Consider the following 15,400-nt stretch of genomic DNA (forward strand, 5'->3'; position numbering starts at 1 on the left):
GGGGCGAATTATAGGCTTCTAAAATTCGCCGTCAACACTTAATTTCAGTTTTCTTTCAATCACTTACAGTAGACAGGAAAACAGCCTGCTCCCCCGCCATTTGCAACGGAGCAAAGCCAGCCTGTCTATATAGAAGGAAACTTCAGAGCACACCGGACTCTTTGAACGCAGCGACCGCCCCCGCCTCCAGCCCCAGCACCCGCTGCAGGATCTCCACCGTATGTTCACCCAACAATGGTGGTGCACGACGGTATTCAACCGGAGTCTGCGACAGGCGAATCGGACTCGCCACCTGCGGCACCATCCCGGCCAACGCGTGCGGCAACTCAATCGCCAACCCCCGGGCCTTGACCTGCGGATCTGCAAACATCTGCGCCAGGTCATTGATCGGGCCACATGGCACCCCGGCCTGCTCCAACTGCGCCACCCATTCAGCCGTGGTCTTGAATACCGTCGCTTGGCGGATCAGCGGAATAAGCTCCGCACGATTCGCCACCCGCAGCTTGTTTGTGACAAAGCGCGGATCATCCGCCCATTGAGGCTGCCCGGCGACTTCCGCGAACTTGCGGAACTGGCCGTCATTACCCACTGTAAGGATGAAGTCGCCATCGGCCGTAGGAAAATCCTGATAGGGCACGATGTTTGGATGAGCGTTACCCAAACGCTTGGGAGGATTGCCCGTCGTCAGATAGTTCATCGCCTGGTTGGCCAGACACGCCACCTGAACATCCAGCAACGCCATATCGATGTGCTGGCCACCGCCCTCATGCTCCCGATGGGCAAGCGCCGCCAGGATCGCTACGGTCGAGTAGAGCCCCGTCAAAATGTCGGTCAGGGCCACGCCGACTTTCACCGGCCCAGCACCCTCCTCCCCCTCAGGTCGCCCCGTCAGACTCATCAGGCCACCCAGGCCCTGAATCATGAAGTCATACCCTGCGCGCTTGGCATAAGGTCCGGTTTGACCGAAACCGGTAATCGAGCAATAAATCAGGTTCGGGTTGATCGCCTTCAGCGAGTCGTAATCCAGCCCATACGCCGCCAACCCACCGACCTTGAAGTTCTCGATCAGAATGTCCGACTTGGCCGCCAGATCACGCACCAGCTTCTGCCCCTCCGGGCGCGTGAAGTCGATGGTCACCGATTGCTTGTTGCGATTGGCCGACAAGTAATAGGCGGCCTCACTGGTGTTCTCGCCATAGGCGTCTTTAAGAAAAGGCGGGCCCCAGGCGCGCGTGTCATCACCATTGCCCGGGCGCTCGACCTTGATCACCTCAGCGCCAAGGTCCGCAAGAATCTGCCCGGCCCACGGCCCGGCCAATACCCGCGACAAATCCAATACCCGCAGATGCGATAGCGCGCCCATGGCGTTCTCCTATTAATAGAACGCCTGGATGCCGGTCTGCGCACGACCGAGAATCAGCGCGTGGACGTCATGAGTACCTTCATAGGTATTCACCACTTCCAGGTTGACCAAGTGGCGCGCAACCCCGAATTCGTCGGAGATACCGTTGCCGCCCAACATATCGCGAGCCATGCGCGCAATATCCAGGGACTTGCCGCAGGAGTTGCGCTTCATCATCGAAGTGATTTCAACCGCCGCCGTACCTTCGTCCTTCATGCGCCCCAGACGCAGGCAGCCTTGCAGCGCCATGGTGATCTCAGTCTGCATGTCGGCCAGCTTCTTCTGGATCAGCTGAGTGGCAGCCAATGGACGGCCGAACTGCTGACGATCCAGGGTGTACTGGCGAGCGGTGTGCCAGCAGAACTCGGCAGCACCCAGCGCGCCCCAAGAGATGCCGTAACGGGCAGAGTTCAAGCAGGTGAACGGACCTTTCAAGCCACGCACATCCGGAAAGATGTTCTCTTCCGGAACGAACACGTTATCCATCACGATCTCGCCGGTGATCGATGCCCGCAGGCCGACCTTGCCGTGAATCGCCGGAGCGCTCAGACCTTTCCAGCCTTTCTCCAGCACGAAGCCGCGGATGTCGCCCGCATCGTCCTTGCCCCAGACCACGAACACATCGGCGATCGGGCTGTTGGTGATCCACATCTTGCTGCCGGTCAGGCTGTAGCCGCCTTCGACTTTACGAGCACGGGTGATCATCGCGCCCGGATCGGAACCGTGGTTAGGCTCGGTCAGGCCAAAGCAGCCGATCCACTCGCCCGACGCCAGTTTCGGCAGGTACTTCTGCTTCTGGGCTTCGGTACCGAACTCATTGATCGGCACCATGACGAGTGAGGACTGCACACTCATCATCGAACGGTAGCCGGAGTCGATGCGCTCGACCTCACGAGCGATCAGTCCGTAGCTGACGTAGTTCAGGCCGCTACCCCCGTATTGCTCAGGAATGGTCGCACCCAGCAGGCCTACTTCACCCATTTCGCGGAAGATTGCCGGGTCGGTCTTTTCATGGCGGAACGCTTCGAGAATGCGTGGCGCGAGGCTCTGCTGAGCGAACTGCGCGGCGGTGTCACGGATCATGCGCTCTTCTTCTGTGAGCTGTTGATCCAGCAGCAGGGGATCGATCCAGTTGAAGCTAGCTTTACCGGCCATGAGTGTGTCCTCTCGAAACGGGTCAAATAACGTGGGACTGATGCTAGGCCGGGTTCGCCATCCGGGCAAACGAGGATTTCGCATACTGTTGTGCTAATTTCTCACTCCGTAACGTCGCAAACGGCAAAAATGGCGATGCATTAGTGAGGTTGACGTACATGCGCAGAAAGATACCCAGTACTACCGCCCTGGTCAGTTTTGAGGCGGCCGCACGCCACGAGAGCTTTACCAAGGCAGCCCAGGAACTTTCGCTGACCCAAGGGGCGATCTGCCGCCAGATCGCCAGTCTCGAGGAGTTCCTCAGTGTCGAGCTTTTTCGACGCTCCCGGCGCGGCGTGAAGCTGACCGAAGCGGGCCTTTCCTACAGCCGCCGAGTCGCCACCCAACTCGATGCGGTCGAGCGAGACACGCTTTCCGTGATGGGCCAGCAAGGCACCAACGTGATCGAGCTGGCCGTCGTCCCGACTTTCGGAACACAGTGGCTGCTGCCTCGCCTCAAGGACTTCCAGCAAAAACACCCGGAAGTGACGGTCAACCTGACCAACCGCACACGGCCCTTCCTGTTCGCCGACACCGACTTCGATGCAGCGATCTACTTCGGCGACGCCGACTGGTCGGGTACCGAATCCCACCGCCTGATGGGCGAACATCCTCTCCCCGTCTGCAGCCCGAGCCTACTGGGAAAAAAGACTCATCTGACACCCAGCGAAATCGCAGAACTGCCCCTGCTGCAACAGACCACCCGCCCCTATGCCTGGCGCCAGTGGTTCGACTCCCAACAGCTGAATGTCCCTCGCGACATGACAGGTCCGCGCTACGAGCTATTCTCCATGCTGGCTCAGGCCGCCATGCACGACATGGGGATCGCCTTGATCCCGCCGTTTCTGATTCAGCGCGAATTGGCCGAGAAAAGACTGGTTATCGCCAACCCTCAGGCGCTCTCCAGCATCAAGGCGTATTACCTGATGATTCCTGAGCGAAAGGTCGAATCCGCCTCTTTAAGGGCTTTTCGGGACTGGCTCGTCAACCAGGCTCACAGCTACAGTGTCGAAGAATAAAGGCTTACAGCGATTAGCTGACCTCGTAGTCAGCAAAATAAAAACCCTACAGATATAAGTATTTGTCGCATATTCGACGACTGTACTCAAAAGCGGTACAAACGTCCCACAAGCGCCTGTGGGTATGGCTTTGCGCTACTTTTACGCAGCAATACAGCATCATTCATATGGCCGATGTGTAATTTTCTGAATTTCGATAAAACGGCTTACAAGGCACGCCCCACAAGGGATTGAACCGTATTGATGCGACATTCGGTCACGGGATGACTTGTAGTTAATTTTGCGTCACACGTCATAATCCCTTGAAGGGCATAAAGTTCGCCTGCAAAATGCCGCGCCCCGCCCTGATTTGGCGGGATCGTGCTGATCGGCCGCCCCAGCCGCACCATCCGTAGTGCATGGGTTTACTCAATAAGATCACGCAGGAGATTTGACGTGCACATTGGTGTTCCTCTCGAAACCCAGACGGGTGAAACGCGGGTTGCTGCTACCCCCGAAACCATCAAGAAGCTGATCAGCCAGGGCCATAAGGTCACTGTCCAGAGCGGCGCCGGCATCAAGGCCAGCGTTGTCGACAGTGCCTATGAAGCGGCAGGCGCAACCATTGGCAGCGCCGGCGATGCGTTGGGTGCCGAGCTGATTCTCAAGGTCGTCGCTCCCAGCGACAACGAGCTGACGCTGATCAAAAGCGGCACCGTTGTGGTGGGCATGCTCAACCCGTTCAGTAACGAAACCATTGCCAAACTGGCCGAGTGCGGCATTACCGCCTTTGCCTTGGAAGCCGCGCCGCGAACCTCGCGCGCCCAGAGCCTGGACGTGCTGTCATCCCAAGCCAACATCGCCGGCTACAAGGCCGTGTTGCTGGCCGCTCACTACTACCCTCGTTTCATGCCGATGCTGATGACCGCTGCGGGTACCGTGAAAGCCGCGCGCGTGCTGATTCTCGGCGCCGGTGTGGCCGGGTTGCAGGCGATCGCTACGGCAAAACGCCTGGGTGCAGTGATCGAAGCCTCGGACGTACGTCCTGCGGTCAAAGAGCAGATCGAATCCCTGGGCGCCAAATTCGTCGACGTGCCTTACGAGACCGACGAAGAGCGTGAATGCGCCGTCGGTGTCGGCGGTTACGCGCGCCCCATGCCGGCCAGCTGGATGCAGCGTCAGGCCGTGGCGGTGCACGAGCGCGCCAAGCAGGCTGACATCGTCATCACCACCGCACTGATTCCGGGCCGCAAGGCGCCAACCTTGCTGAGCGCCGAAACCGTGGCGCAGATGAAGCCGGGCTCCGTGGTCATCGACCTCGCCGCTGCCCAAGGCGGCAACTGCCCGCTGACCGTGGCCGATCAGGTCGTTGTCGAAAATGGCGTGACCATTGTCGGCCCGACCAATCTGGCAGGCGAAGTGGCGGCTGATGCTTCGGCGCTCTACGCCCGCAACCTGCTGGACTTCCTGAAACTGGTCTTCACCAAGGAAGGCCAGTTCGAGATCAACCTCGAAGACGACATCGTCGCCGCGTGCCTGATGTGCCGCGACGGCCAAGTCATCCGCAAAAACGCCTAAGCAGGGATTCAGACGATGGAAGAGCTTATCTCCCCCGGTATCTACAACCTGATCATCTTCGTGCTGGCGATTTATGTCGGTTACCACGTGGTCTGGAACGTAACACCTGCGCTGCACACGCCTCTGATGGCGGTGACCAACGCCATCTCGGCGATCGTGATCGTCGGCGCCATGCTGGCAGCAGCCCTCACCGTCACGCCATTGGGCAAGACCATGGGCACGCTGGCCGTGGCCCTGGCGGCGGTCAACGTGTTCGGTGGCTTCCTGGTCACCCGCCGCATGCTTGAGATGTTCAAGAAAAAAGCCCCGAAAGTCGCAAAAGAAGAGGCGCCGAAGTAATGAGCATGAACCTGGTAACGACGCTCTATCTGATCGCGTCCATCTGCTTCATCCAGGCCCTCAAAGGCCTGTCGCACCCCACCACCTCCCGTCGCGGCAACCTGTTCGGCATGCTCGGCATGGCGCTGGCGATCGTCACCACCATTGGCCTCATTTATAAATTGGGCGCTGAGCTCGCGACGGCAGGCATCGGCTACGTCATCGTCGGCCTGCTGATCGGCGGCACGGCGGGCTCGATCATGGCCAAGCGCGTTGAAATGACCAAGATGCCGGAACTGGTTGCGTTCATGCACAGCATGATCGGTCTGGCGGCGGTGTTCATCGCTATCGCAGCAGTCGTTGAGCCGCAATCGCTGGGCATCGTCAAGCATCTGGGCGATTCGATTCCGGCGGGTAACCGTCTGGAGCTGTTCCTTGGCGCGGCGATCGGTGCAATCACCTTCTCCGGTTCGGTGATTGCTTTCGGCAAGCTGTCGGGCAAGTACAAGTTCCGCCTGTTCCAGGGCGCACCCGTACAGTTCTCGGGGCAACATAAGCTGAACGCCGTATTGGGCTTGGCGACACTGGCACTCGGCCTGACCTTCATGTTCACCGGCAACCTCACAGCGTTCGCACTGATGCTGGCCCTGGCGTTCGTCATGGGTGTACTGATCATCATCCCGATCGGCGGTGCCGACATGCCGGTGGTGGTGTCGATGCTCAACAGCTACTCCGGCTGGGCGGCGGCAGGTATCGGCTTCTCGCTGAACAACTCGATGTTGATCATCGCGGGCTCTTTGGTGGGTTCGTCCGGTGCGATTCTGTCGTACATCATGTGCAAGGCGATGAACCGTTCCTTCTTTAATGTACTGCTCGGCGGTTTCGGCAACACTGCCGATGCAGGCCCGGCCGGCGCGAAGGAAGCCCGCCCGGTGAAATCCGGTTCGGCGGACGACGCCACCTTCCTGCTGACCAACGCCGATACCGTGATCATCGTCCCGGGCTACGGACTGGCAGTGGCACGGGCCCAGCATGCGCTGAAGGAACTGACCGAGAAACTGACCCATCGCGGCGTGACCGTGAAGTACGCGATCCACCCGGTTGCCGGTCGCATGCCTGGCCACATGAACGTATTGCTGGCCGAGGCCGAAGTGCCTTACGACCAGGTGTTCGAGATGGAAGACATCAACTCCGAGTTCGGTCAGGCCGACGTGGTACTGGTGCTCGGCGCCAACGACGTGGTCAACCCCGCCGCCAAGAACGATCCGAAATCGCCGATTGCCGGCATGCCGATTCTCGAAGCGTTCAAGGCCAAGACCATCATCGTCAACAAGCGCTCGATGGCCAGCGGCTATGCCGGCCTGGACAACGAACTGTTCTACCTGGACAAAACCATGATGGTGTTCGGCGACGCAAAAAAGGTCATCGAAGACATGGTCAAAGCTGTCGAATAACTCCCGTCGGCATTACAAAACGCCCCGATTCGTCGGGGCGTTTTAGTTTGCGCAACGCACTGGAAGGACAGCCGCTTTGTTACTGAACCTGTAATGGTGTTTTGCTTGAAAGGCCCGCAATAGAGGCCTCTTTTGCGACCTTGGTCGCGGGACAGGTGCCAGCGAAGTTCAATAGACTGCGCATCCAGCTACCCGTTTCCCGAGATAACAATCCATGTACCGTGACCGTATTCGCCTGCCTTCGTTGTTGCAAAAAGTGATGAGTGCCGCCGAGGCTGCCGCTCTGATTGAGGACGGCATGACCGTCGGCATGAGCGGCTTCACCCGCGCAGGCGAAGCCAAAGCCGTGCCCCACGCACTGGCCGAACGGGCCAAGATTACCCCGCTGAAGATCAGCCTGATGACCGGCGCCAGCCTGGGCAATGACCTCGACAAGCAGCTCACTGAAGCTGGCGTGCTGTCCCGACGCATGCCCTTCCAGGTGGACAGCACGCTGCGCAAGGCGATCAACGCCGGCGAGGTGATGTTCATCGACCAGCATCTTTCGGAAACCGTGGAGCAACTGCGTAACCAGCAACTGAAGCTGCCGGACATCGCGGTCATCGAAGCGGTGGCCATCACCGAACAGGGCCATATCGTGCCGACCACGTCCGTGGGCAACTCGGCCAGTTTCGCGATTTTCGCCAAACAGGTGATCGTTGAGATCAACCTGGCGCACAACCCGAACCTGGAAGGCCTGCACGACATCTATATACCGACCTATCGTCCGACCCGTACGCCGATTCCATTGGTCAAGGTCGATGATCGCATCGGCAGCACCGCGATCCCGATTCCGCCGGAGAAGATCGTGGCGATCGTGATCACCAACCAATCCGACTCCCCTTCCACCGTACTGCCGCCGGACGTCGATACCCAGGCCATCGCCGACCACCTGATCGGCTTCTTCAAGCAGGAAGTGGACGCCGGGCGCATGACCAACAAGCTCGGGCCGCTTCAGGCCGGGATCGGCACCATCGCCAACGCGGTGATGTGCGGCCTGATCGACTCACCCTTTGAAGACCTGACGATGTACTCCGAAGTGCTGCAGGATTCGACCTTCGACCTGATCGACGCCGGCAAGCTGAGCTTTGCCTCGGGCAGTTCGATCACCCTGTCGAGCCGGCGCACCGCCGAAGTGTTCGGCAACCTGGAACGCTACAAGGACAAACTGGTGCTGCGCCCGCAGGAAATCTCCAACCACCCGGAAGTGGTGCGTCGTCTGGGCATCATCGGCATCAACACGGCGCTTGAGTTCGACATCTACGGCAACGTCAACTCCACCCACGTCTGCGGTACGCGCATGATGAATGGCATCGGTGGCTCGGGGGACTTTGCCCGCAACGCGCACCTGGCGGTCTTCGTGACCAAGTCCATCGCCAAGGGCGGCGCTATTTCCAGTGTCGTGCCGATGGTCAGCCACGTGGACCATACAGAACATGACGTCGACATCCTGGTGACAGAGGTGGGCCTGGCCGACTTGCGTGGGTTGGCGCCACGGGAGCGGGCTCGCGCGATCATCGACAACTGCGTGCACCCGGATTTCCGCCAGGCACTCAATGACTACTTCACCGCTGCCTGCGCATTGGGTGGCCACACTCCCCACATCCTGCGCGATGCCCTCAGTTGGCACATGAACCTGGAAGAAACCGGTCGCATGCTGGCCGTGTAAAGCGCGAAGAGAACAGCTGATGCAAACACAGTTTCGTCAGCTGTCGCTCGACAGCACAAACCCAGACAAAACTGTACTGCTGTACCGGTCATTTCCTACCGAAAAGTCCTACGCCCACCCTCAAAAGTAGCGAAATCGCACCATAATGATGCAGATAGGTACAGTTGCCTCAATTTAGACCAGTACACCCCCTATAAACAGTTAACTGAGCCCTCACAATACAGATGAACTGTATCTACAGAGACTAGGCAAACAAGAGGAAGATGGGCACCAGTTAAACCACTACCTAATCCCGCCACAAGCGGAAGGATGAAAACCATGGAACGTACACTCAGTTCCGATCTGTTCTTTCAAGACACTGCTGCAAAAACCCAGGCTTCCATGCCTCTGCGCGTTATCGCCAACCTGATGCTTTGGCAGCGCCGCATCTCCAGCCGCCACCAACTGGCTCGCCTGGATTCGCGTCTGCTGGCTGATGCCGGTATCAGCGAAGCACAACGCTACGAAGAGCTGAGCAAGCCGTTCTGGCGCTAAGTCAGCGTCGCTGGCCCTGACCTCAAGGTCCATCGCCAGCAACCCGAATTGAACAAACGAGACCCGTCGTGGGAAACCACGACGGGTCTCGTCGTTTCGGGGCAGTAAACACCTGAACAGGTACAGTTTTAGCTTTTATAAAATCAACCGCAACAGTTACAACCATACCCCGATCGCTGTTCAACAGTTGGCTTTATCGTCTGCACGAGTGGATTGTCGCGATAACACGCTCAGGCCTACTATCAAACCAAGTGTGTGGCGATCCGTGAGCGTCTGACGTCCGAGACATCAGACACTGCGCCACCTACCCCCGGTTTTCCCTAAGGAGTAACACCCATGTCCCGTCTTCGCCTGCTCAGCGCTGCGGCCCTGTTTGCCGTGGCCGCCAACGCCCATGCCACCAGCTTCATCGTGACCACCGATGCCGTCGTCGGTGCACTCAAGTCTTCCTCCGATGCCACGTCCGACGTCACCTCGTCGTTCCACGATGACAAAATCGTGCTCGCCGCACGTGACGACGCCGCCAGCTTCGTCGCCAGCGAAGGCGCCATCCGCGGCGTCAAACTGGAAAGCGCCCTGGATCACATTCGTCACCAGGCGCCACAGCTCAACGCCACCGACGCACAGCTGGCGCAAGCCATCCTGACGATCTAAACCTATGTACTGATGCGGGCCACGCTGGCCGTGCCCCGCATTGGCGCTGGCTCTAGACCGGGCGTTGCGCTAGCCTTGGGGCTCACCTTCAACCGTCGAGCCTCATGCGTTTTCTATCCCGTCTGATCGTCACCTCAGCCTTTCTTGCGGCCAACTGTACGGGTTCGGCCCATGCCTTCGATGCCTTTAACCTCTCGACTCAAGGCACCGTCGCCACCGGATATGCCACAACCCTGGTGACCGCAGCGCCCTTCGACCATAAACTGCTGATCGCCGCCCGTGATGATGCCGCGGCATTCATCGCCAGTGACGGTCAATTGAGAGGCGCACAACTGGAGTCCGCCCTGCGATATTTGCGGCATACCCAGCCAAAACTTCATGTCAGCGACCTTGAACTGGCACAGGCAATTCTCGTCCAATAGTTAACCCTCGTTTTTCCGGAGTCGTTCCATGCGTAGCCCGCTGATTGCCGCCACCCTTGGCCTGCTGTTGTTGGCCGACGTGGCCCAGGCCCATACCCTGGTTGCCACCAGTAACATCCTGATTCGTGCCACCCAGCGCACGCTTGATTTCACCTCTGACACCACCACATCGATTCGCGACTCCAAAATCGTCCGTGAGGCCCAGGACGACGCCGCCAGTTTCGTCGCCACCAATGGCGACATCCGCGGTGCACACCTGGAAGCGGCGCTCGACATGTTGCGCACCCGCGTACCGGAAGCCCGGGACGCCAGTGATCAGGATCTTGCCGAAGCCATCCTCGCACTGTGAGGCCGGTATTCGCCTGGCTGCTGGCCGGGGCGCTGTTGCTGCTTGGCAACAGCGCCCACGCCGGCCTTGAATTGCACCTCAAGACCGACGGCCTGAGCCCCTCGCAACAGCAGGCCAGTCAGGCGCTGCTCGATGAAGCCATGCAGGCATTGCCACCGCGCTTCATCGAGCAACTCGACCGGCGCATCGACGTCGGCTGGACCGACGACATGCCGGCCAACGCCTACGGCCAGGCGTCGCTGGTGTCCGAACTCGATCTGAATCGCAAGCTGCTGCCCAGCCTCACCGACGGCACCGCAGCAACTAAAAAGACCTGCCGCCCCCACGGCACCGTGCGCCGCGAAATGCTCGCCACGGTACTGCATGAACTGACCCACATTTATGACCGTTCACGCCTGTGGACCCAGGACGAGCGCGCACTGATCCAACGCTGCAACCGACTGGACAGCACTTCGGGCCTGATCGGCATCCCCGACGAATGCCGCAGCCAATCCGGCCGCCGCTTTACCCTCAGTGACGACCCGCGCCTGCTAGACCTCGCCGGCTGGCAGCAATACGTCGGCCGTCGCGGTGAGCGCGAGCAGCACAACCGCCAGATCGCCCGCAGCCCGGACATCTACGAAACCAGCAGCCCCAAGGAATTCGTTGCGGTCAACATGGAGTACTTCCTCCTCGACCCGACCTACGCCTGCCGCCGCCCTGCCCTGTACCGCTACTACAAGGAGCACTTCGGCTGGGCGCCCGCCGCCAAGGATGCGTGCAACAAAACCTTCGCCTTCCTCAATGCCGGTAATGACTTCGCCAAGACGCCACTGGGCCAGGTCGACCCGGAGCGGGTGTATGCCGTCGACTACCTGCTGGCCGAGGCCAACCAGAACTGGGTCAGCCGCTGGGGCCACAGCATGTTGCGCCTGGTGATCTGCGCCCCGGGACGCCCACGCGGGCCGGACTGCAGATTGGACCTGGACCAGCACCTGGTGCTGTCCTACCGCGCCTTCGTCGGCGACGTGCAACTGTCGAGCTGGGACGGACTGGTGGGCAAATACCCGTCGCGCCTGTTCGTGCTGCCGTTGGCCCAGGTGATCGACGAATACACCAAGACCGAACTGCGCAGCCTCGCCTCCGTGCCCCTGAACCTGTCGCGCAGCGAGATCGAAAACGTGGTGGAACGCGCTGCAGAGATGCACTGGAGCTACGACGGCAACTACTTCTTCCTGTCCAACAACTGCGCCGTGGAAGAACTCAAATTACTGCGCAGCGGCACCAACAATTCAAAACTGGTGGCCCTGGACAACATCATGCCCAACGGCCTGCTCGAAGTGCTCAAGGGCCGCGGCCTGGCGGACACCAGCGTGCTGGACGATCCTCGCGAAGCACTGCGCATGGGCTACCGCTTCGACTCGTTCCGCGATCGCTACCAGGCGATGTTCGAAGTACTGAGAAAAAGCCTGCCGATCAAACAGGACAAGGTCGAGGACTGGCTGGACCTCAAAGCCCAGGAACGTCGCCAATGGTTCGAACAAGCCGACCTGCGCACCAGCGCCGCCCTGCTCCTGCTGGAACAAGCCAGCTTCCGCCGCCAGTTATTGCTGGCTCAGGATGAAGTGAAACAACGCTACCTGGGCGCCCGAGAACTGAAGAACGGTGGCATGGACAAAGCCAACCAGACCCTGCGGGAAATCCTCGACAACAGCGGTTTCCTAAGCCGCCCGGCCGAACTGCTCGGCAGCGGCGGCTACGGCCTGCCACAACCGAATGAATGGCAACGCCTGGAATCGGAAAGCAGCGAGCGGCAGAAACAGCTGCTGGTGTTGAGCGGGGATCTGGATAAGGAAGTCAGAGCGCTGCTGGAGCCAGAGCGAGCGGCGGAGATGGCGGCGAACGAAGCGAATGTGAAGCAGATTGGGGAGCATTTGAGGAAATTGCATAAGGCGGCTGGGGGGTTGGAGTTGCCTTAGCCTCATCCTGTACCGCTATACCCCCCAAAGATGCTCAATGCAGTTCAATTAAGAACGAACGCTGTACCGGTGGCGAGGGAGCTTGCTCCCGTTGGGGTGCGAAGCGGCCCTAAAAAGGACTGTTGCGCAGTCCGATGGGAGCAAGCTCCCTCGCCACGAAAGGCTGATTGTGCAGGGCGTCGCCTAAGTGAACAGCATGAGCCTCCAAGATGGTCGCTTCTTCACGGTTTCATACAACTCCAAGGCGGTGGCGACGCGTTGCGCCGGATCGAAACTCAGTGCCTTGCGCAGCGCGGGCCAAAGATGTTTGGGCAGATGACGAGGCGCCCGTAACTCCCGTTCCAGCCCCTCATCTCTATTGGCAAAAGCCGCACAACTCAACGTGGACGGCGATGCTAATCCTCACCGTAGTTGAATTTCCGTAAGGTAACTGACTCTTCAGCCCGTGCGCGCTCACTGTCTCGCATCGCCTCAAGCCTCGATATGTATTTGACGGCAAAAGTGCGAATACTGTTATCCGGATCTTGGAGCCATTCGAGTACCTCTAGACGTTTTCTTTCGTAAGCTTCGGCCATCCCATATTCTCCGGAAACCACACCGGTACTTTGAAGGGCTATCTCGACTTCGATTATGAGAGGACTATCAGGAGGCAAGCGTTTGATCAGTTCTCTTGCCACCGGATGAATGAATGTCTCTCCGCTGTAAGCTCGGAGGATACCCACCGCGAAATCCAACTCTGCATCGCCGCCCTCCCGAATCAATCGTATCAGTGCTGTCTCAAAGTCTTCCGAAAACTGCGGAAAAATAGCTTGGAGAAGCTTCGCCCCTCTAAATTCGAATAGTGAGGAGTCTTTTCTGTAGCAATCATAAACCTTCCGAATAATCATCTCCGGGTCACTGGATAGCGAATCTTGAAGCGAATAGAACTGAAATGGTACCTCCTCGTATTCGCTACCATATTTATCGACAGGAACCGTTTCATCTTCATCAGATGGGTACACACGTGCGCAGAGGTAATCCACGACGACTTGCGGATGCTCCCGCGCAATCACGCCTAACAATTCTTCGGATTGATAGTCGATTTGGGGAAGAAGACGTAAGTTCTTCATCACTTCGTGGCGCTCTTTTGCTGAGAGGTCCGCGACCATCTGTTTTGCTTCCTCTCGGAACCAGATTTCCCTGATCCAATTCGCGTCGTTTATCTTGGTAAGACAATCTAGTGCCCTCAAGAACAATGGTTTCAGCTCGCTACGCTCCCTACTCGTTACAGACCTCGCAATAGCAACAGAAACGATTTGGCGAAGAACAATAGGCTCGTTGAGCTCAACTGCCTTGTCGAGCAACTGACCCAAGAGGTCAACATCAACACTCTTAGTAGATAAAAAGAATTTCGCAGAAGCGTAGAGAAGGTCAGCCTGGTTTGAACTCGCCTCATGCACCCATTTTTTTAGGAGTAAAAATAGCTTTTCGCGACAGTCACCATCCCAAAGGCTACGTAAAATTGGTATCAAAAACTTCGATAGCTGGTCAGTCTCATTAGTGATCAACTCAAGTGCAAAATCTGGAAAATGACTGGCCACTTCTCCGAGAAACTCGTAGAAGACCGGGAAGGTCGCCATGTCGGTCGACTCAGTTCTAGCGAAGACCAGTATTCTGCGACGCCACACGTCGAACCCCTCTTCTGGGATTCTCGGCACCATTAACCGCGCCTCTTTCACCCTTGAATCTTGGGACCCAATTCCAAAGGATTCATCGCGCTTAGGCTTCGACCAATCTCCGAAGACCGCCTCAAATCCGATGAGTATCTTGTATATTGCATACTCTTTATTTGCGTCGATGACTGTTTTCACCTGAAACGCAGCTGCTCTCACCTGTTCAGATAGGCTGTGATATTGAATCCAATAACTGTCGTGCTCGAGCTTTTGGATTATCTGCAAGTCTTCAACCGTGGCAATGTGAGCAAAAAATGCCAGCACCTCCTGTGCGTTCACAGCGACCATGTTCATAAAGTTCTCGTCTACGGTCCCCATAATTTCTGCACGCGTCGCAGCATTCAAAGCTCTGATAATGGACAGCTTCTGCGACTTTATTTCAAAAAGACCGTATAGCTTTATGAGAAGGGAAATTCCCCTTTTTCTTACAGAAAGGACGTCCTCATCTGCCGGCACTGTAGCCCTAGACATAGTTACCGCAGACGACGACCACGTGGCGGATTCCATCGACGTCGACAACATTCCTTCCAAGAGAGTTAGCACTCCAAAGAAGAAAATTTTTAAATCCTGATCACTCATCTTCTCTAGGGCAGCGATGAGCAACAATTGAGGTTGCGCCCCTATCCCTCGACCTGAATCTGTCCCCTGACCGTAATAGACTCTCAGGTTGAATCGAGCTAGATCTCGCAACGCCGACATCGCGTCCCTGCGTACCGACTCATCAGAATGCGTTGACAGCCAGAGCAAGGTATCGACGACTGCAGGCGTCTCTACATAGCGCAACCCGGACAGCACCTCGATGCATTTGGACATCAACGTGTATACGTTGTGGTATTTCGACAATGCTTCGGCTAAAGCGCCGTACTCTTCCGAATGAGTCAATTTGCGGGACTCTGCGGCCCGAAGGAAATTGTCGATTGCAGAGACTGCGTCCTTGCTTCGCCTGAATCCCACTGTAATTAGCACTTCGATGCTGAATTCTAGGGGTTGGTACTCATTACTCTCCAACAGAGTCGCGAATGCAAGATTACACGCGCGGCCGATGGCCTCCTCAGCAGCAGGCGTCCTCGATTGAGCTAAGCGCCCCAACACTTTGATACGGGTATCGGAATCCACGTT

Annotated in this window: 13 protein-coding genes; 10 read left to right on the forward strand and 3 right to left on the reverse strand. The window is 57.9% G+C overall.

All coding sequences use genetic code 11. The features are described from left to right. Positions 1–142: 142 nt before the first annotated feature. Both B0W55_RS16975 and B0W55_RS16980 read right to left on the reverse strand, forming a co-directional pair. Positions 143–1,363 (reverse strand): CaiB/BaiF CoA-transferase family protein, encoded by a 1,221-nt coding sequence (locus B0W55_RS16975; RefSeq protein WP_077047084.1) that lies wholly within the window; start codon positions 1,361–1,363, stop codon positions 143–145. Between the two features lie 12 nt (positions 1,364–1,375). After that, positions 1,376–2,557 (reverse strand): acyl-CoA dehydrogenase, encoded by a 1,182-nt coding sequence (locus B0W55_RS16980; RefSeq protein ID WP_077047085.1) that lies wholly within the window; start codon positions 2,555–2,557, stop codon positions 1,376–1,378. A gap of 158 nt (positions 2,558–2,715) precedes the next feature. Here B0W55_RS16980 and B0W55_RS16985 point away from each other — a divergent pair, with 158 nt between their 5' ends. From B0W55_RS16985 to B0W55_RS17030, 10 genes are all read left to right on the forward strand, one after another. Beyond that, a complete protein-coding gene (locus tag B0W55_RS16985; protein ID WP_077047086.1) occupies positions 2,716–3,615 on the forward strand; it encodes a LysR family transcriptional regulator in 900 nt (299 codons plus the stop codon). 435 nt (positions 3,616–4,050) lie between these two features. After that, on the forward strand, positions 4,051–5,172 hold the full coding sequence (locus tag B0W55_RS16990) for a Re/Si-specific NAD(P)(+) transhydrogenase subunit alpha (protein ID WP_077047087.1): 1,122 nt from the start codon (positions 4,051–4,053) through the stop codon (positions 5,170–5,172). A 15-nt stretch (positions 5,173–5,187) separates the two neighbouring features. After that, positions 5,188–5,511, forward strand: a complete 324-nt coding sequence (locus B0W55_RS16995) for an NAD(P) transhydrogenase subunit alpha (RefSeq protein ID WP_016978856.1) — start codon at positions 5,188–5,190, stop codon at positions 5,509–5,511. After that, positions 5,511–6,944: an NAD(P)(+) transhydrogenase (Re/Si-specific) subunit beta gene (locus tag B0W55_RS17000; protein ID WP_077047088.1), complete on the forward strand. Its 1,434-nt coding sequence runs from the start codon at positions 5,511–5,513 to the stop codon at positions 6,942–6,944. Before B0W55_RS16995 ends, B0W55_RS17000 begins: the two co-directional genes overlap by 1 nt. Before the next feature lie 214 nt (positions 6,945–7,158). Further along, positions 7,159–8,652, forward strand: a complete 1,494-nt coding sequence (locus tag B0W55_RS17005) for an acetyl-CoA hydrolase/transferase family protein (RefSeq protein ID WP_077047089.1) — start codon at positions 7,159–7,161, stop codon at positions 8,650–8,652. Positions 8,653–8,970: 318 nt separating this feature from the next. Further along, positions 8,971–9,186 carry a DUF1127 domain-containing protein gene (locus B0W55_RS17010; protein WP_077047090.1) on the forward strand — a complete coding sequence of 72 codons (216 nt, stop codon included), beginning with the start codon at positions 8,971–8,973 and terminating at the stop codon, positions 9,184–9,186. 336 nt (positions 9,187–9,522) lie between these two features. Continuing rightward, complete coding sequence (locus tag B0W55_RS17015) at positions 9,523–9,840, forward strand: DUF2388 domain-containing protein (RefSeq protein WP_077047091.1); 318 nt, start codon at positions 9,523–9,525, stop codon at positions 9,838–9,840. Between the two features lie 104 nt (positions 9,841–9,944). Then, a complete protein-coding gene (locus B0W55_RS17020) occupies positions 9,945–10,262 on the forward strand; it encodes a DUF2388 domain-containing protein (protein WP_077047092.1) in 318 nt (105 codons plus the stop codon). Positions 10,263–10,290: 28 nt separating this feature from the next. Continuing rightward, positions 10,291–10,611: a DUF2388 domain-containing protein gene (locus B0W55_RS17025; protein WP_077047093.1), complete on the forward strand. Its 321-nt coding sequence runs from the start codon at positions 10,291–10,293 to the stop codon at positions 10,609–10,611. Beyond that, positions 10,608–12,569: a DUF4105 domain-containing protein gene (locus B0W55_RS17030; protein ID WP_077047094.1), complete on the forward strand. Its 1,962-nt coding sequence runs from the start codon at positions 10,608–10,610 to the stop codon at positions 12,567–12,569. Before B0W55_RS17025 ends, B0W55_RS17030 begins: the two co-directional genes overlap by 4 nt. Before the next feature lie 395 nt (positions 12,570–12,964). Here B0W55_RS17030 and B0W55_RS17035 read toward each other — a convergent pair whose 3' ends face one another. After that, positions 12,965–15,397 carry a hypothetical protein gene (locus B0W55_RS17035; RefSeq protein WP_077047095.1) on the reverse strand — a complete coding sequence of 811 codons (2,433 nt, stop codon included), beginning with the start codon at positions 15,395–15,397 and terminating at the stop codon, positions 12,965–12,967. Positions 15,398–15,400: the final 3 nt, after the last annotated feature.

This window comes from Pseudomonas sp. KK4 (assembly GCF_001984065.1).
In the GTDB taxonomy this organism is placed as follows: domain Bacteria; phylum Pseudomonadota; class Gammaproteobacteria; order Pseudomonadales; family Pseudomonadaceae; genus Aquipseudomonas.